Origin of the sequence: Streptomyces sp. NPDC002566 (genome assembly GCF_042889585.1) — a bacterium.
Lineage (GTDB): Bacteria > Actinomycetota > Actinomycetes > Streptomycetales > Streptomycetaceae > Streptomyces.
In genome coordinates, this window is record NZ_JBIARD010000004.1 from 706,431 (window position 1) to 725,694 (window position 19,264).

The window sequence follows — 19,264 nt, forward strand, 5'->3', positions numbered from 1 at the left end:
CTACTTCTTGCCCGGCTTCTTCTTGCCGGCGATGGCGCGACGCGGGCCCTTGCGGGTGCGGGCGTTCGTGCTGGTGCGCTGACCGCGGACAGGCAGACCGCGACGGTGACGCAGACCCTGGTAGGAGCCGATCTCCACCTTGCGGCGGATGTCGGCCTGGATCTCGCGACGGAGGTCACCCTCGGTCTTGATGTTGTTGTCGACGTACTCGCGGATGGCGACCAGCTGCTCTTCGGTCAGGTCGCGAACACGGGTGTTCGGGTCGACGCCGGTCGCAGCCAGCGTCTCCTGCGAGAGGGTCCGGCCGATGCCGAACACGTAGGTGAGGGCGACCTCCACGCGCTTTTCGCGCGGGATGTCAACACCGGAAACGCGTGCCATTTCAATGGCTCCTGGTGATCTTCGGAGGTCTTCCACAGAACCGGCTCCCAGCCGCCGGCCTCTTCCCTTGGAAAGAGTTGGTACGGCTGGGTCCCCGGCCTCCGAACCGGGGGTGTCAGACGGGTGTCGAATCCGCCTGGGCCCTGCGTATGAACATATTCAGCTCGCGTCGCGCGAAGTCTCTGCGATATCGATGCAGAGGGTGATCAGAGTTGCGATCAGCCCTGGCGCTGCTTGTGGCGCGGGTTGTCGCAAATGATCATGACCCGACCGTGACGGCGGATCACCCTGCACTTGTCGCAGATCTTCTTGACGCTCGGCTTGACCTTCATGTGATGAGGTTCTCCGGGTCAGTTGCCGACAGCCCCGGACACCGAGCGGTGCACGGGGCATTGGCAAGATCTACTTGTAGCGGTAGACGATCCGGCCACGCGTCAGGTCGTACGGAGACAGCTCCACCACGACCCGGTCGTCAGGGAGGATACGGATGTAGTGCATACGCATCTTGCCGCTGATGTGTGCCAGGACCTGGTGGCCGTTCTGGAGCTCGACCTTGAACATGGCGTTCGGAAGAGACTCGACGACAGTGCCCTCGATCTCGATGGCACCTTGCTTCTTGGCCACGCTTCGCCCTTCGAATCGACTACCTTGATCGACTCCTGGGCACTTTCCCGCTGGCGAGCAGCGTTCGCATGCAGACATGCGGGTGCACAAGAGCCGACGAGTCAGTCTACGTCAGCGCACCCAGAAACACGAATCGAGAAAGCCTGCCCCACCGTGGCCCACATCATGCAAGCGGGTCCGGCGCGGCCGTGACGCCGTGCTCCGCCAGCTTCGCCTTGCCGCCGTCGGGAGCCGTCAGGACCAGCGGGCCCTCGTCCGTCAGGGCGACCGAATGCTCCCAGTGGGAGGACCAGGTGCCGTCCGTCGTGATGACGGTCCAGTCGTCCGAGAGGACCTCGGTCTTCGGGGTGCCGAGGGAGACCATCGGCTCGATGGCGAGGCAGAAGCCGGTGACCAGCTTGGGGCCCTTGCCGCGGCGGCGGTCCACGTAGTTCAGCAGATGCGGGTCCATGTGCATCTCGGTGCCGATGCCGTGGCCGCCGTAGTCCTCGATGATGCCGTAGCGGCCGCCGCCGGGCTTCGGCTGACGGCGGATGTACGTCTCGATGGCACGGGAGACGTCGACCAGCCGGTTGCCGTGCTTCATGGCCGCGATGCCGGCCCACATCGACTCCTCGGTCACCCGGGAGAGCTCGATCAGCTCCGGGGAGTGCCCCGAGCCCACGAACGCGGTGTAGGCGGCGTCGCCGTGCCAGCCGTCGACGATCGCTCCGCAGTCGATGGAGATGACGTCCCCGTCCTTCAGGACGACCTCGTCGGAGGGGATGCCGTGGACGACCACGTCGTTCACCGAGGTGCAGATGGTGGCGGGGAAGCCGCCGTAGCCGAGGAAGTTCGACTTGGCGCCGTTCTCGGCGAGCACCTTGCGGGCGACCTCGTCCAGGTCCTTCGTCGTGGCCCCGGGCACCGCGGCCTCACGGGTGGCCGCGTGGATCGCGGCGACGACCAGCCCCGCCGCACGCATCTTGGCGATCTGCTCGGGGGTCTTGATCTGCACCATGCTCGGTCGCGCCTCCTGGGGACTCGTCTAGCGGCACTCCAGGATACGCGCCCACCCGACGAAGAAGCCCCCGGAGTCCGGGCGCGGATGCGCGGGACGCCGGGGGCTCCTCCGTGAGCGCTCAGTGGGAGTGCGCGGGGTCCTCCAGCTGCGGCAGCGCCGCCAGGGCGCGCTCGGTGACCTCGTCGACCTCGCCCAGGGCGGAGATCGTGGTGACCAGGCCCTGCTGCGCGTAGTAGCTGATGATCGGCTCGGTCTGCGTGTGGTAGACCTCCAGCCGCGTGCGCACCGTCTCCTCGGTGTCGTCGGCGCGCTGGTACAGCTCGCCGCCGCACACGTCGCAGACGCCGTCCTTGGCCGGCTTCTTGTGCGTCACGTGGAAGACGTGGGCGGAGTCGTTGCGGCAGACGCGCCGGCCGGCGATCCGCTTGACGACCTCCTCCTCGGGGGCCTCCAGGTCCAGCACCGCGTCCAGCTTGATGCCCTCGGTGGTGAGGAGCTCGTCCAGCGCCTCGGCCTGCGAGACGTTGCGCGGGAAGCCGTCCAGCAGGAAGCCGCGCTCGGCGTCCGGCTGCTCCATGCGGTCCTTGGCCATGCCGATGGTCACCTCGTCGGGGACGAGGTCACCGGCGTCGATGTAGGACTTCGCGAGCTTCCCGAGTTCCGTCTGCCGGCTGATGTTGGTCCGGAACAGGTCGCCCGTGGAGATGTGCGGAACGCGCAGCTTCTCTGCCAGGCGCGTGGCCTGCGTTCCCTTTCCGGCGCCCGGCGGCCCGACGAGGACGATTCGCATCAGCGGAGGAACCCTTCGTAATTGCGCTGCTGAAGCTGGCTCTCGATCTGCTTCACCGTCTCCAGGCCGACACCCACGATGATCAGGATGCTGGTCCCGCCGAACGGGAAGTTCTGGTTCGCATTGAAGCCGGCCAACGCCATTGTCGGGACGAGAGCGATCAGACCCAGATACAGCGACCCCGGCCAGGTGATCCGGTTGAGTACGTAACTCAGGTACTCAGCGGTCGGTCGGCCAGCCCGGATGCCCGGGATGAAGCCACCATACTTCTTCATGTTGTCGGCCACTTCCTCGGGGTTGAACGAGATGGCCACGTAGAAGAACGCGAAGAAGATGATCAAGAAGAAGTAGAGCGTGATGTGCGCGGGCGCGTCCGGCTTTGCGAGGTTCTGTTCGATCCAGGTCTTCCAGCCCGCGTTGCCGCCGGCGAACTGCGCCACCAGCGCCGGGATGTAGAGCAGCGACGAGGCGAAGATCACAGGGATGATGCCCGCCTGGTTGACCTTCAGCGGGATGTAGGTCGAGGTCCCGCCGTAGGAGCGGCGGCCGATCATGCGCTTGGCGTACTGGACCGGGATGCGGCGCTGGGCCTGCTCGACGAAGACCACCAGGCCGATCATGACCAGGCCCACGGCGACGACCGTGCCGAACTCGATCCAGCCGCCCGCCAGGGTGCCCTGCTTCTTGATGGCCCACAGGGCCGACGGGAAGGTCGCGGCGATCGAGATGAACATCAGGATCGACATGCCGTTGCCGATGCCGCGGTCGGTGATGAGCTCACCGAGCCACATGACGATGGCCGTACCGGCGGTCATGCAGATGACCATGGTCACGGTGGTGAAGATCGCGCGGTCCGGGACGATCTGGCTCGCGACCGTGCAGCCGGAGAAGAGGGCGCCGCTGCGGGCGGTGGCCACCAGGCCGGTGCCCTGCAGGATGGCGAGCGCCACGGTCAGGTAGCGGGTGTACTGCGTGATCTTCGTGGTGCCGGCCTGTCCCTCCTTCTTGAGGGCTTCCAGACGCGGGATGACCACGGTCAGCAGCTGAAGGATGATGCTCGCCGTGATGTACGGCATGATGCCCAGCGCGAAGACCGTGATCTGCAGCAGCGCCCCGCCGCTGAACATGTTCACCAGCCCGAAGAGGCCCTGGTTGCCGGACGCCTCGTCCACGCAGCGCTGGACGGACGTGTAGTCGACGCCGGGGATCGGTACATGCGTACCCACCCGGTAGACCACGATGATGCCGAGCGTGAAGAGCAGCTTCTTGCGCAGGTCGGGCGTCTTGAACGCCCGGGCGAACGCGGTGAGCACGGTGCCTCCTGCGACCCCCGCGCAACTGCGTCAAGGGTGACGGTCTTGAAGGTCCAATAAGAACAACGACATGTGTAACGGACGACTGCCGCTCAAGGTGCCCGTTTGCGCGCACCTTGTGAAAGTGGGCAGTGGAGGTCACCTTACCGGCGACACCGCCGCCCTAGGAACGACCAACCGGGGATACCCCATTTGTGGGGTATCCCCGGTCGGGATCGCTCAAGTCATCGAGACGCCTGATGGGCTCAGACGAGCTCGGTGACGGTACCGCCGGCGGCGGTGATCTTCTCCTTGGCGGAGCCGGAGACGGCGTCGACCGTCACCTGCAGCGCCACGGAGATCTCGCCCTGGCCGAGGACCTTGACGAGGCTGTTCTTGCGAACGGCGCCCTTGGCGACGAGACCCTCGACGGTGACCTCGCCACCCTCCGGGTACAGAGCCGCCAGCTTGTCGAGGTTCACGACCTGGTACTCGGTCTTGAACGGGTTCTTGAAGCCCTTCAGCTTCGGGAGGCGCATGTGCAGCGGCATCTGGCCGCCCTCGAAGCGCTCCGGAACCTGGTAGCGGGCCTTCGTGCCCTTGGTACCACGACCGGCCGTCTTACCCTTCGACGCCTCACCACGACCGACACGGGTCTTGGCGGTCTTGGCGCCGGGGGCGGGACGGAGGTTGTGGATCTTGAGCGGGTTGTTCTCCGCCATGATCAGTCGACCTCCTCGACCGTCACGAGGTGGCGGACGGTGTGCACCATTCCGCGGAACTCGGGGCGGTCCTCCTTGACGACCACGTCGTTCAGGCGCTTGAGCCCGAGCGAACGCAGGGTGTCGCGGTGGTTCTGCTTGCTGCCGATGTACGACTTCGTCTGCGTGATCCTGAGCTGAGCCATTACGCAGCACCAGCCCCGGCACGCGCACGCAGCAGGGCCGCGGGAGCGACGTCCTCGAGCGGCAGACCGCGGCGGGCCGCGATCTCCTCGGGACGCTGCAGGCCCTTCAGGGCCTCCACGGTCGCGTGCACGATGTTGATCGCGTTCGACGAACCGAGCGACTTCGACAGGATGTCGTGAACGCCGGCGCACTCGAGCACGGCACGCACCGGGCCACCGGCGATAACGCCGGTACCGGGGGAAGCCGGCTTGAGCAGGACGACGCCCGCCGCCTTCTCACCCGTGATCGGGTGCGGGATGGTGCCCTGGATACGGGGGACCTTGAAGAAGTGCTTCTTGGCCTCCTCAACGCCCTTGGCGATGGCGGCCGGCACCTCCTTGGCCTTGCCGTAACCGACACCCACGGTGCCGTCACCGTCGCCCACCACGACCAGCGCGGTGAAGCTGAAGCGACGACCACCCTTCACAACCTTGGCGACGCGGTTGATCGCGACGACGCGCTCAACGTACGCGGTCTTCTCGGCGGCAGCAGCGCCGCCGTCACGGCCCTTCCGGTCCCGCCGCTCGCCGCCACCGGCACCGCCACCGCGGCGCTGGGGTCCAGCCATTGGAATTACCTCTCTCTGTTTCCGCTAGCTACGGCAGGCTCAGAACTTGAGCCCGGCTTCGCGGGCGGCGTCCGCCAGGGCGGCGATGCGCCCGGCGTACTGGTTGCCACCACGGTCGAACACGACAGCCTCGACACCGGCGGCCTTGGCGCGCTCGGCGACCAGGGCGCCGACCTGCTTGGCCTGCGCGGACTTGTCGCCCTCGCCACCGCGGATCGAGGTGTCCAGGGTGGACGCCGACGCAAGGGTGTGACCCTTGAGGTCGTCGATCACCTGGGCCACGATGTGCCGGTTCGAACGGGTCACGACCAGGCGAGGACGCTCCGCCGTACCGTTGATCGACTTGCGGATCCGGATGTGGCGGCGCTTGATCGCGGCGCGCTTGTAGGCGTCGCCCTTGAGGATCTTCTGCCCGTATGCCATGGCTTACTTACCCGCCTTTCCGACCTTGCGGCGGATGACTTCGCCCTCGTACTTGACGCCCTTGGCCTTGTACGGGTCGGGCTTGCGCAGCTTGCGGATGTTCGCCGCAACCTCGCCGACCTTCTGCTTGTCGATGCCCGCGACCGAGAAACGGGTCGGGGCCTCCACGGTGAAGGTGATGCCCTCGGGGGCCTCGACGAGGATCGGGTGGCTGTAACCGAGCGCGAACTCGAGGTTCGAACCCTTGGCGGTCACGCGGTAACCGACACCGCTGATCTCGAGCTTCTTCACGTAACCCTGGGTCACGCCGGTGATCATGTTCGCCACCAGCGTGCGGGACAGGCCGTGCAGGGCCTTGCTCTGACGCTCGTCGTTGGGGCGGGTGACGTTCAGAACGCCGTCCTCACCCTTGGCGATCTCGATCGGCGAAACGACGGTGTGGGTCAGCGTTCCCTTGGGACCCTTGACCGAGACCGTCTGGCCGTCGATGGTGACGTCCACGCCGGCGGGAACCGTGATGGGGAGCTTGCCAATGCGCGACATAGCTGTTTCCTCCGTTCCCTTCCGCTACCAGACGTAGGCGAGGACTTCTCCGCCTACGCCCTTCTTGCCGGCCTGCTTGTCGGTGAGGAGACCGTGCGACGTGGAGATGATCGCCACGCCGAGGCCACCGAGCACCTTGGGCAGGGAGGTGGACTTCGCATAAACCCGGAGACCGGGCTTGGAGATCCGCTTGATGCCCGCGATGGAGCGCTCACGGTTGGGGCCGAACTTCAGCTCCAGGACGAGGTTCTTGCCGACTTCGGCGTCCTCGACCTTCCAGCCCGTGATGAAGCCCTCCTGCTGGAGGATCTCTGCGATGTGAGACTTGATCTTCGATGCCGGCATCGTCACGGAGTCGTGGTACGCCGAGTTCGCGTTCCGCAGACGCGTAAGCATGTCTGCGATCGGATCAGTCATGGTCATGAATTGGCCTGTGGCCTCTCTCGCCGGGGTTTCCTGGTGCGCCATCCCTCTCCCCGATCCGAGACGGGACGGGTGCGGCGCGGTGGACCTACGGCGTAGTAAGTCGTACGGGCGCGGCAAGCGCCCAACCCCACAAGCCTAAGGCATGGGGGAAGGGCTCCTGCCGACCCAGATGCTTACCGAGAGCCCGGATAAACCCTGAACTAGGGAATTACCAGGAGCTCTTGGTCACGCCCGGCAGCTCGCCACGGTGAGCCATCTCACGAAGGCACACGCGGCACAGGCCGAACTTGCGGTACACGGAGTGGGGACGGCCGCAGCGCTGGCAGCGCGTGTAGCCACGCACGCCGAACTTGGGCTTGCGAGCAGCCTTCGCGATCAGAGCCTTCTTCGCCATCTCGCTCACGCCTCCTTGAAGGGGAAGCCGAGGTGACGAAGGAGCGCGCGGCCCTCAGCGTCGTTGGTCGCCGTGGTCACCACGGTGATGTCCATACCCCGGACGCGGTCGATCTTGTCCTGGTCGATCTCGTGGAACATGACCTGCTCGGTGAGACCGAAGGTGTAGTTGCCACGGCCGTCGAACTGCTTGGGGGACAGGCCGCGGAAGTCGCGGATGCGCGGCAGCGCGAGCGACAGGGTGCGGTCCAGGAACTCCCACATGCGGTCGCCACGGAGCGTGACGTGGGCACCGATCGGCTGGCCCTCACGCAGCTTGAACTGCGCGATGGACTTGCGGGCCTTGGTGACGGCCGGCTTCTGACCGGTGATCGTGGTGAGGTCGCGGATGGCGCCCTCGATCAGCTTGGAGTCGCGGGCGGCGTCGCCCACACCCATGTTGACCACGATCTTGACGAGGCCGGGGATCTGCATGACGTTCTCGTACTTGAACTCGTCACGCAGCTTGCCCGCGATCTCCTCGCGGTACTTCTGCTTCAGACGCGGGGTCGTGGTGGTAGCCATCAGATGTCCTCACCCGTCCGCTTGGCAACGCGGATCTTGTTGCCCTCGTCATCGAAGCGGTAACCGACGCGGGTCACGACCTTGTTGCCGTCCTTCTCAACGACCAGCTGGACGTTGGAGACGTGGATCGGCGCCTCGGTGGTGATGATCCCGCCGGCCTGCGAACCGCCGGCGGTCGGCCCGGCCTTGGTGTGCTTCTTGACCCGGTTGACACCCTCGACCAGGACGCGGTCCTCGCGGGGGAAGGCCGCGATGACCTTGCCCTGCTTGCCCTTGTCCTTACCGGTGATGACCTGGACCAGGTCGCCCTTCTTGATCTTCATGCTTACAGCACCTCCGGAGCCAGCGAGATGATCTTCATGAACTTCTTCTCGCGCAGCTCACGCCCGACCGGGCCGAAGATGCGGGTGCCGCGAGGGTCGCCGTCGTTCTTCAGAATGACGGCGGCGTTCTCGTCGAAGCGGATGTACGAGCCGTCCGGACGGCGGCGCTCCTTGACGGTGCGAACGATGACCGCCTTGACGACGTCACCCTTCTTCACGTTGCCACCGGGGATCGCGTCCTTGACGGTGGCGACGATGACGTCACCGATGCCCGCGTAGCGGCGACCGGAGCCACCGAGCACACGGATGCAAAGGATCTCCTTCGCACCAGTGTTGTCGGCGACACGCAGTCGCGACTCCTGCTGGATCACGTCTATCTCCTGTTTGTCTGCCGGTTCCCGGCAGGGGCCTCAGAGCGAGGACCCCTGCCGAGCCTGGCGGAACTGTCCTGCGGGGTTTGCCGCAGGCGTACTTGCTGCAATTCCCTTGCGGGAACTACCTACTTGGCCTTCTCGAGGATCTCGACGACGCGCCAGCGCTTCGTCGCGGACAGCGGCCGGGTCTCCATCAGGAGGACGCGGTCGCCGACACCCGCGGCGTTCTGCTCGTCGTGGGCCTTGAGCTTGTTCGTACGGCGGATGACCTTGCCGTACAGCGCGTGCTTCACACGGTCCTCGACGGCGACGACGACGGTCTTGTCCATCTTGTCGCTGACGACGAGACCCTCACGGGTCTTGCGGAAGCCGCGCGCCTCTGCGTTCTCAGTCACGTTGTTCTCGCTCATCAGGCGCTCTCCACCGTTTCGATGCCCAGCTCACGCTCGCGCATCAGGGTGTAGATCCGCGCGATGTCCTTACGGACCGCCTTCAGACGGCCGTGGTTCTCGAGCTGTCCGGTCGCCGCCTGGAAGCGGAGGTTGAACAGCTCTTCCTTGGACTCGCGGAGCTTCGCGAGAAGCTCCTCGTTGCCCAGCTCGCGCAGCTCTGACGCCTTGGTACCGGCCGACATCACGCTTCACCTGCCTCGCGCTTGACGATCTTGCACTTCATCGGCAGCTTGTGAGCCGCACGGGTCAGGGCCTCGCGCGCGATCTTCTCGTTGGGGTACGACAGCTCGAACATCACGCGTCCGGGCTTGACGTTGGCGATCCACCACTCCGGAGAACCCTTACCGGAACCCATGCGGGTCTCGGCCGGCTTCTTCGTGAGCGGGCGGTCCGGGTAGATGTTGATCCAGACCTTGCCGCCACGCTTGATGTGACGGGTCATGGCGATACGAGCCGCTTCGATCTGGCGGTTCGTCACGTACGCCGGGGTCAGCGCCTGGATGCCGTACTCGCCGAACGCAACCTGCGTCCCACCCTTGGACATACCGTTGCGCTTCGGGTGGTGCTGCTTGCGGTGCTTGACCCTACGGGGGATCAGCATTTCGGTCAGGCCTCCGTTCCGGTGCTCTCAGCCGGAGCAGCCGCGGGGGCCTCGGCCTTGGGGGCCTCGGCGCCGGCAGCCTGCTGCGGCTTGCGACCGCGACCGCCACGCTCGCCACCGCGGCCACCACGGGCCGGGCGGTCGGCGCCGCCACGGGCCGGGCGGTTGCCGGCGCGGGCAGCAGCGTTCTCGGCGCGGACCTCGGCGATGTTCTTGACGTCGCCCTTGTAGATCCAGACCTTCACGCCGATGCGGCCGAAGGTCGTCTTGGCCTCGAAGAAGCCGTAGTCCACGTTCGCGCGGAGCGTGTGCAGGGGCACACGGCCCTCGCGGTAGAACTCCGAGCGGGACATCTCGGCGCCACCGAGGCGGCCGCCGCACTGGATCTTGATGCCCTTGGCGCCGGCCTTCATGGCGGACTGCATGCTCTTGCGCATGGCCCGACGGAAGGAGACGCGGGAGGAGAGCTGCTCGGCGACGGCCTGAGCGACCAGCTGAGCGTCCGTCTCGGGGTTCTTGACCTCGAGGATGTTCAGCTGGACCTGCTTCTTGGTCAGCTTCTCCAGGTCGCCGCGGATGCGGTCGGCCTCCGCGCCGCGACGGCCGATGACGATGCCCGGCCGGGCGGTGTGGATGTCGACGCGGACACGGTCACGGGTGCGCTCGATCTCCACCTTCGAGATGCCGGCGCGCTCCATGCCGGACGTCATCATCCGACGGATGGCGACGTCTTCCCCGACGTACTCCTTGTAGGACTTGTCGGCGTACCAACGCGACTTGAAGTCGGTCGTGACACCGAGCCGGAACCCGTGCGGGTTTACCTTCTGGCCCATTACCGGGTCCCTTCCTTGCTGCTGACGACCACGGTGATGTGGCTGGTCCGCTTGCGGATCCGGTAGGCGCGGCCCTGGGCGCGCGGACGGAACCGCTTCAGGGTCGGGCCCTCGTCGACGTAGGCCTCGGAGACGTAGAGGCTGTCGGCGTCAGTGTGGTCGTAGTTGTGCGCGGCGTTGGCGATGGCGCTGTCCAGCACCTTGCCGACCGGCACGCTCGCGGCCTGCGGGGCGAAACGCAGGACCGCCTGAGCCTCCGTGGCGTCCATGCCACGGATAAGGTCCACCACGCGGCGGGCCTTCATGGGCGTGACGCGGATGTACCGCGCCTGGGCCCTGGCTTCCATGGTTGTCCTTCCAGTGTCTGTCATGGTCATTCCACCCCGCTACTAGCGGCGCTTCGACTTCCGGTCGTCCTTGACGTGACCCCGGAAGGTGCGCGTCGGCGAGAACTCGCCGAGCTTGTGGCCGACCATCGACTCGGTGACGAACACCGGAATGTGGGTCTTGCCGTTGTGCACCGCGATCGTGTGGCCCAGCATGCTGGGAGTGATCATCGAGCGACGGGACCAGGTCTTGATGACGTTCTTGGTACCGGCTTCGTTCTGGGCGTCCACCTTCTTCACGAGGTGGCCGTCGACGAAGGGTCCCTTCTTGAGACTGCGCGGCATCTAAACCCGCTCCTAGCGCTTCTTGTTCGTCTTGCGGCGGCGGACGATGTACTTGTTCGAAGCCTTCTTCGGCGAACGAGTACGACCCTCCTTCTGACCCCAGGGGCTGACCGGGTGGCGACCACCGGAGGTCTTGCCCTCACCACCACCGTGGGGGTGGTCAACCGGGTTCATCGCCACACCGCGAACGGTCGGGCGGACGCCCAGCCAGCGCTTGCGGCCGGCCTTGCCCCAGTTGATGTTGCTCTGCTCGGCGTTGCCGACCTCGCCGACCGTGGCGCGGCAGCGCTGGTCGACCAGGCGGATCTCACCGGACGGCATGCGCAGGTGGGCCATCGAGCCCTCCTTCGCGAGCAGCTGCACCGAAGCGCCGGCGGAGCGGGCGAACTTGGCGCCGCCACCGGGACGGAGCTCGATCGCGTGGATCGTGGTACCGACCGGGATGTTGCGGAGCGCCAGGTTGTTGCCCGGCTTGATGTCGGCCCCGGGACCGTTCTCGACGCGGTCACCCTGCTGCAGGTTGCGCGGGGCGAGGATGTAGCGCTTCTCGCCGTCGGCGTAGTGCAGCAGCGCGATGCGCGCGGTGCGGTTGGGGTCGTACTCGATGTGCGCGACCTTCGCCGGCACGCCGTCCTTGTCGTGACGACGGAAGTCGATCACGCGGTAGGCGCGCTTGTGGCCACCGCCCTGGTGGCGGACGGTCACACGACCGGAGTTGTTACGGCCACCCTTGCTGTGCAGGGGGCGGACCAACGACTTCTCCGGCGTGGACCGCGTGACCTCGACGAAGTCGGCGACGCTGGAGCCACGACGGCCCGGCGTAGTCGGCTTGTACTTGCGGATTCCCATTTTTCAGTCCTCGTCCGATATCGGACGATCCGGACCGCCCTCAGGCGGTCGGACCGCCGAAGATGTCGATACGGTCGCCCTCAGCAAGGGTCACGATCGCTCGCTTCGTGCCGGCGCGCTGACCGAAACCGGTCTTGGTGCGCTTGCGCTTGCCGATGCGGTTGATCGTGTTGACCCCGGTGACCTTGACCGAGAAGACCGCCTGGACGGCCTGCTTGATCTGGGTCTTGTTGGCGTTCGGGTCGACGATGAACGTGTACTTGTTCTCGTCGAGGAGCGCGTAGCTCTTCTCCGAAACGACCGGCTTCAGCAGCACGTCACGGTGGTCCGTGTACGCCTTGCTGGGCGCGGTGACGACGGTGTTCTTGCCCTCGGCGGCGTGGCGGCGGGCCTTCTTCAGGCGCGCTTCCTTGGCCTTCTTGGCAGCCTTCGAGGCGATAGCGGGGTGACGGATAGCCATCAGACCTCGCTCCCTTCGGTGTCGTTGGCCTTGTTCGGGCCGGCGACGAAGGACTCGAAAGCGGCCTGGGTGAAGACCACATCGTCCGAGACGATCACGTCGTACGTGTTCAGCTGGCCCGGCTCCAGGATGTGGACCTGGGGCAGGTTGCGGGCGGACAGCCACGCGGCCTCGTCGGCGCGGTCGACGACCAGGAGCAGGTTCTTGCGCTCCGAGATCTTGCCGAACAGCGACCGGGCGGCCTTGGTGGAGGGGGTCTCGCCCTCGATCACGCCGGTGACGACGTGGATGCGGTTGTGGCGGGCCCGGTCGGTGAGGGCGTGACGCAGCGCGGCAGCCTTCATCTTCTTCGGGGTCCGCTGCGAGTAGTCACGCGGCACGGGACCGTGCACGACGCCACCGCCGGCGAACTGCGGCGCGCGGGTCGAGCCCTGACGGGCGCGGCCGGTGCCCTTCTGGCGGTACGGCTTCTTGCCGCCACCACGGACTTCACCGCGGGTCTTGGTCTTGTGCGTGCCCTGACGGGCAGCCGCGTTCTGCGCGACGACGACCTGGTGGATCAGCGGGATGCTGACCTTCTCCACGCCGAAGATCTCCGCGGGGAGCTCGACGCTACCGGTCTTCTCGCCGGCAGGCGAAAGGATGTCAACAGTGCTCATCGGTTACCTCAGGCCCCCTTGGCCGCGGTGCGGACCAGGACGAGGCCGCCGTTCGGACCCGGGACAGCGCCCTTGATGAGCAGCAGACCCTTCTCCGCGTCAACGGCGTGGACGGTCAGGTTCTGGGTGGTGACGCGCTCGTTGCCCATGCGACCCGCCATGCGGAGGCCCTTGAACACGCGGCCCGGGGTGGCGCAGCCACCGATGGAACCGGGGGAGCGGTGCTTGCGCTGGGTGCCGTGTCCGGCGCCGAGGCCACGGAAGTTGTGGCGCTTCATGACGCCGGCGAAGCCCTTGCCCTTGCTCTTGCCGGTCACGTCGACCTTGACGCCGGCCTCGAACACCTCAGCGGTGATCTCCTGGCCGAGCGTGTACTCGGAGGCGTCCGCGGTGCGGATCTCGACGAGGTGACGACGGGGGGTGACGTCGGCCTTGGAGAAGTGGCCCTTGAGGGGCTTGTTCACCTTGCGCGGGTCGATCTCGCCGAAGGCGATCTGAACCGACTCGTAGCCGTCGACGTCGTTCGTACGGACCTGGGTGACGACGTTGGGGCCGGCCTTGACGACGGTGACCGGAACAACACGGTTGTTCGCGTCCCACACCTGCGTCATGCCGAGCTTCTCGCCCAGGATGCCCTTGATCTGCTTTGCCATCTCTCAGATCACCGGCCTCAGAGCTTGATCTCGATGTCGACACCGGCCGGGAGGTCGAGTCGCATCAGAGAGTCAACGGTCTTGGGGGTCGGGTCGAGGATGTCGATCAGGCGCTTGTGCGTGCGCATCTCGAAGTGCTCGCGCGAGTCCTTGTACTTGTGCGGCGACTTGATGACGCAGTACACGTTCTTCTCAGTGGGCAGCGGCACCGGGCCCGCGACCGACGCACCAGTGCGGGTCACCGTCTCGACGATCTTCTTCGCCGAGGAGTCGATGACCTCGTGGTCGTAGGCCTTGAGCCGGATGCGGATCTTCTGTCCCGCCATGGCTACTCAGTAGTCCTTTGTCTCGTTTAACGCTCTGGAACCCGGTGTTCCGTAACCCGCCCCTCCGACCCACGCGGTCGGGTGTGTCGCGCCCCCGCTGACACAGATGCCCCTTGTTCGAGCATCCCTCGTCGGGAAACGCGGCCCTTCCGGAACCGCAGGCCGGGGGCGGAAGCCCACCGGGTGCCTGGCCAGTGGCGCACTGACACTTCCCGAAAGATTCCCGTACGTCCGCTCCAGCGCTGCCATGAGGCAGTTGGGGCGACGAGTACTGTGGGACTCGCTTCCGGTCCTCCCGGCGGGAGGCGCGCAGCATCAACACTCGACCGAGCAACCCCGCTAGTCTGCCATACGGGGCGGGATCTACGCCAATCGAGCCGGAGAGAATACCCCGGACGTGACGCAGGTCAAACAGGCGCTCCCTTGACGGCGGGTGACCTCTTTCGTGGGCTGTCCCGAACGGGCCAGGGCGATCTGGTGTCGCATGCGGCTCCGGAAGACGATCCGCTTCAGGGCCAGGCTGAGCATGGCCAGCGCGTAGCCAGCGCCCCCGCGCAGTCAACTGTGCCTGTAGCCAGCGCAATCGAGTGTCCGCACTCATGCGGATCGGTGATGCGGTCTCCCTGGCGCCGGTCCGAGGAGCAGGCGGCTCGGCTCCTGTTCATGGCGTGATCCTGGCCGGATCCAGGCTGCCGCTTGGCGGGTCGGTGTTGAAGCATGGGTGATCATGTTTGCTTTCGACCGGCAGGCATATGCATGGGACGTGTCATCACGGAGTGCAGTGACCGCAGTCAGGGGGAAAGCCATGGTGGATGATTCCGTTTCGCCGGAAACCGTGGAAAGGGACACGACCCGTAGCCGCACTCTGGTGCTGGCCGTCATGTCGGCCGTCACCGTCGCCTGCTGCCTGTACGCGTCGGACAGCGCCTTACGACATCCCTGGGCGGGGTCCGCGATCGGTGCGGTGATCGTCTGGGGAGTGCTCGGCGGTCTGCAGATCCTGCACTGCCGTCGCGTCCTGCACGGGTCGCCCGCATCCCACTCGGCGGTGAGCCTGACCGTGCAGGCGGTGCTGACCTTCGCCTCGCTCGCCGTGCTCGGCGGGTCGGGGGCCGGGGCCTGGGGGATGCTCGCCGGTTCCGTGATCACGGTCGCGAGACGCGGGGTCGCCCGATGTCTGGCCGTCGGTGTGGCCGCCGCGCAGGGCTGTCTGATGTATCTGCACGGGGTCCAGCCCCGCGCCGCGCTGATGTCACTCCTGGTCGGTGCGTCAGTCGCCGTGACGTTCGCCGGAATAGCACAACTGTCCTCGCTGGTCGGGCGACTGCACCAGGCTCGGCTGGACGCGGCCCAGCTGGCCGTCATCGGGGAGCGTCTGCGGTTCGCCCAGGACCTGCACGACATCGTGGGCTACAGCCTGTCCGCCGCCGTGACCAAGGCCGAGCTGGCGCTGCGTCTGGGCGAGCGGGAGCCGGCGGCCGCGCGTATCGAGCTCGCCCAGGCGATCGCGGTCACCCGGGACGCCCAGCAGGAGATACGGAGCATCGCGCGCGGCCACCACCAGCTGTCACTGGAGAGGGAGTTCGAGTCGGCTCGTTCGGTCCTGCGGTCGGCGGGCATCGAGCCGCGTTTCTCCGCTCTCGGCGTCGACTTCTGCCACCGCGCCGGCAGCGAACTGGCGGCCGTACTACGCGAGGGCGTGAGCAACGTGCTGCGGCACAGCGGCGCGCGCTACTGCGTCGTCCGGGTGTCACAGGACGACGGCGCCGCCCGGCTCGTCGTGATCAACGACCGTCCGCATCCGGTCGCCGTAGGTCATGAACTCACCCGCGGAGTGGGCCTGGACAGCCTGTCCCAGCGCATGGCCACGCTCGGCGGCGGTCTGACGACCGTACGACGCGGCTGCGGGGAGAGCGCGGAGTTCGTGCTCGAGGCAGTGGTCCCGCTCGCTGCGGGGACGCGTCGAACGCAGGCCGGGACAGGTGGCGGACAGGCGCACCCACGGGCCGGGGCGGGCGCGGTGGGAGCGGTGCCGGTCAGGAGCCGTCTGGTCGCCTGGGCGGTCTCAAATCCAGCCCTCCTGCACCGCGATCCGGATGGCGTCGACACGGTTCCGCGCCCCTGACTTGGCCACCACAGCCGAAAGGTAGTTCCGGACCGTGCTGAGTTCCAGGCAGAGCCGGGTGGCGACCTCCTGGGCGGGAGCACCCTCGGCCGCCAGCCGCAGCACCTCCGCCTCCCTTTTCGTCAGGGGACTCGCGGCGCCTTTCAGCGCGGACGCCGCGAGCTCCACGTCGATCACCCGCTCCCCCGCCGCTACTCGGCGGATCGCCGAGACCAGCTGGCAGGGTGGAGTGTCCTTGAGGAGAAAACCGGCCGCCTCCGCTTCCATGGCCCGGCGGATGTTCGCGGGACGGGCGAAGCCGGTGACGATGAGGCTCCGGCACCCCGGTGCGCGTGAGCGCAGTTTCGACGCGACGGTTATCCCGTCCATGACAGGCAGGTCGATGTCGATCAGAGCGACCTCGGGTTCGGTCTCCTCCGCCAGACGCAGGGCCTCGTCCCCGCGGTCGACCTCGGCCACGACATCCAGGTCGTCCTCCAAGCGGAGGATTCCCACCAGCGCTCCCCGCAACAGGTGCATGTCCTCCGCCACCAGGACCCTGATCACAGAAAATCCTCTCGTCGTTCACAGAACAGGAACAGCTGTACCCTCCAACTGCCGGTCCTCAATCCGGAGTTCGCGTCGCCCTCACCGCTCTCACCCGCAGCGCGGATCGGGCGGGCACCAACACGCCCAGCAGCCCCAGCGCGGCGCACCCGGCCACCACCCGCGCCAGTTGGTCCCAGGGCAGGACCGCGGCCGTCTCCACGCCGAACGGGGCCAGCCGCTGCGACAGCACCACGAGGAAGGCGCCGACCACTGCGCCGGCGGTGGCGACGCCTGCGATCACCACGGCCAGCGACTCCCACAGGAGCATCCGCAGCAACTGCCCCGTGGTGCCGCCGCTCAGGCGCAGTACGGCGAACTCCCGGCGTCGCTGCCTGGTGGCCAGCAGCAGCGTGTTGAGGATGCCGACACCGGAGAAGACGATCAGTGGAGCCATCAGCACCTTGATGCCCACCGCGTTGCGCCGCCGCTGCCGGTCCGCCTCAGCTGCACGGGTCTCCTCGTCCGAAGCCGCCGGGGCGTCGTCGGCGCGCACGGCCGTGACAGGGTGCTCGGCGGCGACGGCGGCGACGGCGGCCTCGGAGGCCACGGAAACCTCGGCCGTCCGCGTGACCGTCACCGGACGCGCCTCCGCCTCCTCGACCGCTCCCGCGGCGGCCGCGGAGCAGAGCAGCAGGGCGCTCAGACCGGCCGCGATGAGCACCGGTCCGGTCATGGCCGCCGTCCGCCGGGTGGCGCCGACGCCGTTCACCGCCGCCAGACGCCCCGTGTACCGGGAGAGCACCCGGCCCGGACGTGCGCCCACCGCCATGAGCGGGCGCACCAGCACCGGCATGAGCAACCAGGCGGCCAGCAGAAGCATGAGACCCAGTGCCATCGCCCCGTCGACGGCGTCGTCGGCACCGTCCCGGTGCTCGTAGCGCCGGTACACGGCGAACGCAAGGGCCGACATCAGCAGGACGGAGATCACCCGGCCGGTGGGCATGGCACGCCGCCGTACCTCGGCCTCCCGCACTGTGGCCAGCGCGCCCGTGCGGGTGGGGCGGTGCACAGCGGTGAGCGCGGCGAGTACGGCGATGACCGCCGTGCACAGGGGCCCCGTCACCGCGCCCGTCACCGAGAAGTGCGCCTCGGTGCCGGCCGGGATGACCTCGTTGCGGACGAGCCAGTGCAGTGCGGGGCCGGTTCCGGCTGTGCCGAGGACCGAGCCCGCCAGTCCGCCGGCCAGCGAGACGAGCAGCGCCTCGCCGACGATCTGGAGCCGGATCTGGGCTGGAGTGGTACCGATGGTCCGCAGCACTCCGATCTCCCGCCGCCGCTGGTCGACCACCAGGGAGAAGGTGTTGGCAACCAGGAGCAGGGCGGCCAGACCGGAGGTGCCGCCCACGAGACCCATGAGGGACTCGGCGGACCGCTCCGCTCCGTGTCCGAGGCCGGCCTGCCGCACCCGGTCCAGGATCGTGGCGAGCGTGGTGAAGAGGGCGGACGTCATGACGACCACGAGGAGCGAGCCGACGTACTGGCCGATCCTTGTCCGGAAGGAGTGCGCCACCAACGAGAACACCGTTCAGTCCCCCAGTGCGGCCAGTCGGGCCGCGATCGTCTCGGCGGTGACCCGGGGGCCGGAGAGCCGGTCGACGAGGCGCCCGTCCGCGAGGACCAGCACCTCATCGGCCCAGGCGGCCGCCTGCGGATCATGGGTGACCATGATCACGGTGGCGCCGAGCCCGTCCACCGCGTCCCGGAGCAGAGCGAGCACATCGCGACCGGACGCCCGGTCCAGGGCACCGGTGGGCTCGTCCGCGAAGACGACCTCGGGCCGGGTGATCAGCGCACGTGCCACCGCCACCCGCTGCTGCTGTCCTCCGGAGAGTTCCGCGGGACGGTGGCCGCGGCGGTCGGACAGGCCGACCCGGGAGAGCAGGTCATCCAGACGCGTGCGGTCGGGACGGCGGCCGCCCAGGCGGACCGGCAGGGCCACGTTGTCCGCCACGTTCAGCGCGGACACGAGGTTGAAGTTCTGGAAGACGAAACCGATGTGCCGCCTGCGCAGCAGCGTGAGGCGTCGCTCGGACCAGCCGGTGATGTCCCGCTCCCCGATCACGACGCTGCCCGAGGTGGCCGATTCAAGACCCGCCGCACAGTGCATGAGCGTGGACTTGCCGGAGCCGGACGGCCCCATCACCGCGGTGAAGGTGGCCGTCGGGAAGTCGTGGTGGACGTCGTCCAGTGCGGTGACCGCCGTCGCTCCTCCGCCGTACACCTTGGTCAGGGAGCGCACCCGGACCGCGAACGGAGGGCTGGTAGTAACGTGAGGCACGGGCGCCGTCTGAGGTGTGAGCATGCCCCAAGTCAACGCTGTGCAGGGCGCGTTGTCGGTGGAGGGCGGTGGACGTCCGGGGTAGAGACAGCTCTACCCGCCGGGGGCGCGCGAGGAG

31 protein-coding genes are annotated in these 19,264 nt (G+C 67.4%); 1 reads left to right on the forward strand and 30 read right to left on the reverse strand.

Annotated features, from left to right (window positions below; genetic code table 11):
* The 27 genes from rpsM to rpsJ all read right to left on the reverse strand — a co-directional run bounded on the left by rpsM (window position 1) and on the right by rpsJ (window position 14,155).
* Window positions 1–381 (reverse strand): 30S ribosomal protein S13, encoded by a 381-nt coding sequence (gene rpsM / locus ACFYXA_RS20320; RefSeq protein ID WP_351094511.1) that lies wholly within the window; start codon window positions 379–381, stop codon window positions 1–3.
* Between the two features lie 218 nt (window positions 382–599).
* Window positions 600–713, reverse strand: a complete 114-nt coding sequence (rpmJ, locus tag ACFYXA_RS20325; protein WP_003948619.1) for a 50S ribosomal protein L36 — start codon at window positions 711–713, stop codon at window positions 600–602.
* 70 nt (window positions 714–783) lie between these two features.
* Complete coding sequence (gene infA / locus ACFYXA_RS20330) at window positions 784–1,005, reverse strand: translation initiation factor IF-1 (RefSeq protein WP_003948620.1); 222 nt, start codon at window positions 1,003–1,005, stop codon at window positions 784–786.
* Between the two features lie 163 nt (window positions 1,006–1,168).
* Complete coding sequence (gene map / locus ACFYXA_RS20335) at window positions 1,169–2,005, reverse strand: type I methionyl aminopeptidase (protein ID WP_352245303.1); 837 nt, start codon at window positions 2,003–2,005, stop codon at window positions 1,169–1,171.
* A 121-nt stretch (window positions 2,006–2,126) separates the two neighbouring features.
* A complete protein-coding gene (locus ACFYXA_RS20340) occupies window positions 2,127–2,798 on the reverse strand; it encodes an adenylate kinase (protein ID WP_352245302.1) in 672 nt (223 codons plus the stop codon).
* Window positions 2,798–4,111: a preprotein translocase subunit SecY gene (secY, locus tag ACFYXA_RS20345; RefSeq protein WP_130441067.1), complete on the reverse strand. Its 1,314-nt coding sequence runs from the start codon at window positions 4,109–4,111 to the stop codon at window positions 2,798–2,800. Before secY ends, ACFYXA_RS20340 begins: the two co-directional genes overlap by 1 nt.
* A 245-nt stretch (window positions 4,112–4,356) precedes the next feature.
* A complete protein-coding gene (gene rplO, locus ACFYXA_RS20350) occupies window positions 4,357–4,812 on the reverse strand; it encodes a 50S ribosomal protein L15 (protein ID WP_067018996.1) in 456 nt (151 codons plus the stop codon).
* Window positions 4,813–4,814: 2 nt separating this feature from the next.
* A complete protein-coding gene (gene rpmD / locus ACFYXA_RS20355) occupies window positions 4,815–4,997 on the reverse strand; it encodes a 50S ribosomal protein L30 (RefSeq protein ID WP_060901490.1) in 183 nt (60 codons plus the stop codon).
* On the reverse strand, window positions 4,997–5,605 hold the full coding sequence (rpsE, locus tag ACFYXA_RS20360) for a 30S ribosomal protein S5 (protein WP_013001409.1): 609 nt from the start codon (window positions 5,603–5,605) through the stop codon (window positions 4,997–4,999). The genes rpmD and rpsE overlap by 1 nt, the downstream gene beginning before the upstream one ends.
* Window positions 5,606–5,644: 39 nt before the next feature.
* A complete protein-coding gene (gene rplR, locus ACFYXA_RS20365) occupies window positions 5,645–6,028 on the reverse strand; it encodes a 50S ribosomal protein L18 (RefSeq protein ID WP_030039763.1) in 384 nt (127 codons plus the stop codon).
* 3 nt (window positions 6,029–6,031) lie between these two features.
* Window positions 6,032–6,571 (reverse strand): 50S ribosomal protein L6, encoded by a 540-nt coding sequence (rplF, locus tag ACFYXA_RS20370; protein ID WP_130441065.1) that lies wholly within the window; start codon window positions 6,569–6,571, stop codon window positions 6,032–6,034.
* A gap of 24 nt (window positions 6,572–6,595) precedes the next feature.
* Window positions 6,596–6,994, reverse strand: coding sequence for a 30S ribosomal protein S8 (gene rpsH / locus ACFYXA_RS20375; RefSeq protein ID WP_013001411.1), 399 nt, complete (start codon window positions 6,992–6,994; stop codon window positions 6,596–6,598).
* 211 nt (window positions 6,995–7,205) lie between these two features.
* A complete protein-coding gene (locus tag ACFYXA_RS20380; RefSeq protein WP_003948630.1) occupies window positions 7,206–7,391 on the reverse strand; it encodes a type Z 30S ribosomal protein S14 in 186 nt (61 codons plus the stop codon).
* Window positions 7,392–7,396: 5 nt separating this feature from the next.
* On the reverse strand, window positions 7,397–7,954 hold the full coding sequence (gene rplE / locus ACFYXA_RS20385; RefSeq protein ID WP_016434630.1) for a 50S ribosomal protein L5: 558 nt from the start codon (window positions 7,952–7,954) through the stop codon (window positions 7,397–7,399).
* On the reverse strand, window positions 7,954–8,277 hold the full coding sequence (gene rplX / locus ACFYXA_RS20390) for a 50S ribosomal protein L24 (RefSeq protein ID WP_130441063.1): 324 nt from the start codon (window positions 8,275–8,277) through the stop codon (window positions 7,954–7,956). The genes rplE and rplX overlap by 1 nt, the downstream gene beginning before the upstream one ends.
* 2 nt (window positions 8,278–8,279) lie before the next feature.
* Window positions 8,280–8,648 carry a 50S ribosomal protein L14 gene (gene rplN / locus ACFYXA_RS20395; RefSeq protein WP_003998823.1) on the reverse strand — a complete coding sequence of 123 codons (369 nt, stop codon included), beginning with the start codon at window positions 8,646–8,648 and terminating at the stop codon, window positions 8,280–8,282.
* 128 nt (window positions 8,649–8,776) lie between these two features.
* Window positions 8,777–9,061: a 30S ribosomal protein S17 gene (gene rpsQ, locus ACFYXA_RS20400; RefSeq protein WP_067249205.1), complete on the reverse strand. Its 285-nt coding sequence runs from the start codon at window positions 9,059–9,061 to the stop codon at window positions 8,777–8,779.
* Window positions 9,061–9,285: a 50S ribosomal protein L29 gene (gene rpmC, locus ACFYXA_RS20405; protein ID WP_130441061.1), complete on the reverse strand. Its 225-nt coding sequence runs from the start codon at window positions 9,283–9,285 to the stop codon at window positions 9,061–9,063. The genes rpsQ and rpmC overlap by 1 nt, the downstream gene beginning before the upstream one ends.
* Window positions 9,285–9,704 carry a 50S ribosomal protein L16 gene (rplP, locus tag ACFYXA_RS20410; RefSeq protein ID WP_003992362.1) on the reverse strand — a complete coding sequence of 140 codons (420 nt, stop codon included), beginning with the start codon at window positions 9,702–9,704 and terminating at the stop codon, window positions 9,285–9,287. The genes rpmC and rplP overlap by 1 nt, the downstream gene beginning before the upstream one ends.
* A 5-nt stretch (window positions 9,705–9,709) precedes the next feature.
* Window positions 9,710–10,537, reverse strand: a complete 828-nt coding sequence (gene rpsC, locus ACFYXA_RS20415) for a 30S ribosomal protein S3 (protein ID WP_130441059.1) — start codon at window positions 10,535–10,537, stop codon at window positions 9,710–9,712.
* Entirely contained in the window at window positions 10,537–10,884 is a 348-nt protein-coding gene (gene rplV, locus ACFYXA_RS20420) for a 50S ribosomal protein L22 (protein ID WP_030174537.1), read from the reverse strand. Before rplV ends, rpsC begins: the two co-directional genes overlap by 1 nt.
* 42 nt (window positions 10,885–10,926) lie before the next feature.
* A complete protein-coding gene (gene rpsS, locus ACFYXA_RS20425; protein WP_130441057.1) occupies window positions 10,927–11,208 on the reverse strand; it encodes a 30S ribosomal protein S19 in 282 nt (93 codons plus the stop codon).
* A 12-nt stretch (window positions 11,209–11,220) separates the two neighbouring features.
* Complete coding sequence (rplB, locus tag ACFYXA_RS20430; protein WP_030788280.1) at window positions 11,221–12,057, reverse strand: 50S ribosomal protein L2; 837 nt, start codon at window positions 12,055–12,057, stop codon at window positions 11,221–11,223.
* 40 nt (window positions 12,058–12,097) lie between these two features.
* Window positions 12,098–12,517, reverse strand: coding sequence for a 50S ribosomal protein L23 (gene rplW, locus ACFYXA_RS20435; RefSeq protein WP_352245301.1), 420 nt, complete (start codon window positions 12,515–12,517; stop codon window positions 12,098–12,100).
* Complete coding sequence (gene rplD, locus ACFYXA_RS20440) at window positions 12,517–13,176, reverse strand: 50S ribosomal protein L4 (protein WP_130441053.1); 660 nt, start codon at window positions 13,174–13,176, stop codon at window positions 12,517–12,519. The genes rplW and rplD overlap by 1 nt, the downstream gene beginning before the upstream one ends.
* 8 nt (window positions 13,177–13,184) lie before the next feature.
* On the reverse strand, window positions 13,185–13,829 hold the full coding sequence (gene rplC, locus ACFYXA_RS20445) for a 50S ribosomal protein L3 (protein WP_003992355.1): 645 nt from the start codon (window positions 13,827–13,829) through the stop codon (window positions 13,185–13,187).
* Window positions 13,830–13,846: 17 nt separating this feature from the next.
* A complete protein-coding gene (gene rpsJ, locus ACFYXA_RS20450) occupies window positions 13,847–14,155 on the reverse strand; it encodes a 30S ribosomal protein S10 (protein WP_003948644.1) in 309 nt (102 codons plus the stop codon).
* Window positions 14,156–14,990: 835 nt separating this feature from the next.
* Here rpsJ and ACFYXA_RS20455 point away from each other — a divergent pair.
* Window positions 14,991–16,280 (forward strand): sensor histidine kinase, encoded by a 1,290-nt coding sequence (locus tag ACFYXA_RS20455; RefSeq protein WP_389034634.1) that lies wholly within the window; start codon window positions 14,991–14,993, stop codon window positions 16,278–16,280.
* Here ACFYXA_RS20455 and ACFYXA_RS20460 read toward each other — a convergent pair.
* Genes ACFYXA_RS20460 through ACFYXA_RS20470 form a run of 3 tightly spaced genes read right to left on the reverse strand, consistent with a single transcriptional unit; the run spans window position 16,221 to window position 19,170 of the window.
* Complete coding sequence (locus ACFYXA_RS20460; protein ID WP_389034637.1) at window positions 16,221–16,826, reverse strand: DNA-binding response regulator; 606 nt, start codon at window positions 16,824–16,826, stop codon at window positions 16,221–16,223. The two genes, ACFYXA_RS20455 and ACFYXA_RS20460, sit on opposite strands and share 60 nt — an antisense overlap.
* A gap of 58 nt (window positions 16,827–16,884) precedes the next feature.
* Window positions 16,885–18,378, reverse strand: a complete 1,494-nt coding sequence (locus ACFYXA_RS20465; RefSeq protein ID WP_389034641.1) for an ABC transporter permease — start codon at window positions 18,376–18,378, stop codon at window positions 16,885–16,887.
* A 15-nt stretch (window positions 18,379–18,393) separates the two neighbouring features.
* Window positions 18,394–19,170, reverse strand: coding sequence for an ABC transporter ATP-binding protein (locus ACFYXA_RS20470; protein WP_389034643.1), 777 nt, complete (start codon window positions 19,168–19,170; stop codon window positions 18,394–18,396).
* Window positions 19,171–19,264 lie beyond the last annotated feature (94 nt).

Bases quoted from the DNA above. Each gene is read 5' to 3' on its own strand.
- ACFYXA_RS20470 (WP_389034643.1), bottom strand. From the start codon at position 19,170: ATGCTCACACCTCAGACGGCGCCCGTGCCTCACGTTACTACCAGCCCT.
- rplE (WP_016434630.1), bottom strand. From the start codon at position 7,954: ATGGCTACCACCACGACCCCGCGTCTGAAGCAGAAGTACCGCGAGGAG.
- rpsH (WP_013001411.1), bottom strand. From the start codon at position 6,994: ATGACCATGACTGATCCGATCGCAGACATGCTTACGCGTCTGCGGAAC.
- rpsS (WP_130441057.1), bottom strand. From the start codon at position 11,208: ATGCCGCGCAGTCTCAAGAAGGGACCCTTCGTCGACGGCCACCTCGTG.
- rpsM (WP_351094511.1), bottom strand. From the start codon at position 381: ATGGCACGCGTTTCCGGTGTTGACATCCCGCGCGAAAAGCGCGTGGAG.
- rpsJ (WP_003948644.1), bottom strand. From the start codon at position 14,155: ATGGCGGGACAGAAGATCCGCATCCGGCTCAAGGCCTACGACCACGAG.
- map (WP_352245303.1), bottom strand. From the start codon at position 2,005: ATGGTGCAGATCAAGACCCCCGAGCAGATCGCCAAGATGCGTGCGGCG.
- rplW (WP_352245301.1), bottom strand. From the start codon at position 12,517: ATGGCTATCCGTCACCCCGCTATCGCCTCGAAGGCTGCCAAGAAGGCC.
- rpsQ (WP_067249205.1), bottom strand. From the start codon at position 9,061: ATGAGCGAGAACAACGTGACTGAGAACGCAGAGGCGCGCGGCTTCCGC.
- rpmC (WP_130441061.1), bottom strand. From the start codon at position 9,285: ATGTCGGCCGGTACCAAGGCGTCAGAGCTGCGCGAGCTGGGCAACGAG.
- rplF (WP_130441065.1), bottom strand. From the start codon at position 6,571: ATGTCGCGCATTGGCAAGCTCCCCATCACGGTTCCCGCCGGCGTGGAC.
- rplP (WP_003992362.1), bottom strand. From the start codon at position 9,704: ATGCTGATCCCCCGTAGGGTCAAGCACCGCAAGCAGCACCACCCGAAG.
- rplC (WP_003992355.1), bottom strand. From the start codon at position 13,829: ATGGCAAAGCAGATCAAGGGCATCCTGGGCGAGAAGCTCGGCATGACG.
- rplD (WP_130441053.1), bottom strand. From the start codon at position 13,176: ATGAGCACTGTTGACATCCTTTCGCCTGCCGGCGAGAAGACCGGTAGC.
- rplR (WP_030039763.1), bottom strand. From the start codon at position 6,028: ATGGCATACGGGCAGAAGATCCTCAAGGGCGACGCCTACAAGCGCGCC.
- rplX (WP_130441063.1), bottom strand. From the start codon at position 8,277: ATGAAGATCAAGAAGGGCGACCTGGTCCAGGTCATCACCGGTAAGGAC.
- ACFYXA_RS20340 (WP_352245302.1), bottom strand. From the start codon at position 2,798: ATGCGAATCGTCCTCGTCGGGCCGCCGGGCGCCGGAAAGGGAACGCAG.
- ACFYXA_RS20380 (WP_003948630.1), bottom strand. From the start codon at position 7,391: ATGGCGAAGAAGGCTCTGATCGCGAAGGCTGCTCGCAAGCCCAAGTTC.
- rplO (WP_067018996.1), bottom strand. From the start codon at position 4,812: ATGGCGGAGAACAACCCGCTCAAGATCCACAACCTCCGTCCCGCCCCC.
- rplV (WP_030174537.1), bottom strand. From the start codon at position 10,884: ATGGAAGCCAGGGCCCAGGCGCGGTACATCCGCGTCACGCCCATGAAG.
- rpsC (WP_130441059.1), bottom strand. From the start codon at position 10,537: ATGGGCCAGAAGGTAAACCCGCACGGGTTCCGGCTCGGTGTCACGACC.
- rpmJ (WP_003948619.1), bottom strand. From the start codon at position 713: ATGAAGGTCAAGCCGAGCGTCAAGAAGATCTGCGACAAGTGCAGGGTG.
- rpsE (WP_013001409.1), bottom strand. From the start codon at position 5,605: ATGGCTGGACCCCAGCGCCGCGGTGGCGGTGCCGGTGGCGGCGAGCGG.
- rplB (WP_030788280.1), bottom strand. From the start codon at position 12,057: ATGGGAATCCGCAAGTACAAGCCGACTACGCCGGGCCGTCGTGGCTCC.
- rpmD (WP_060901490.1), bottom strand. From the start codon at position 4,997: ATGGCTCAGCTCAGGATCACGCAGACGAAGTCGTACATCGGCAGCAAG.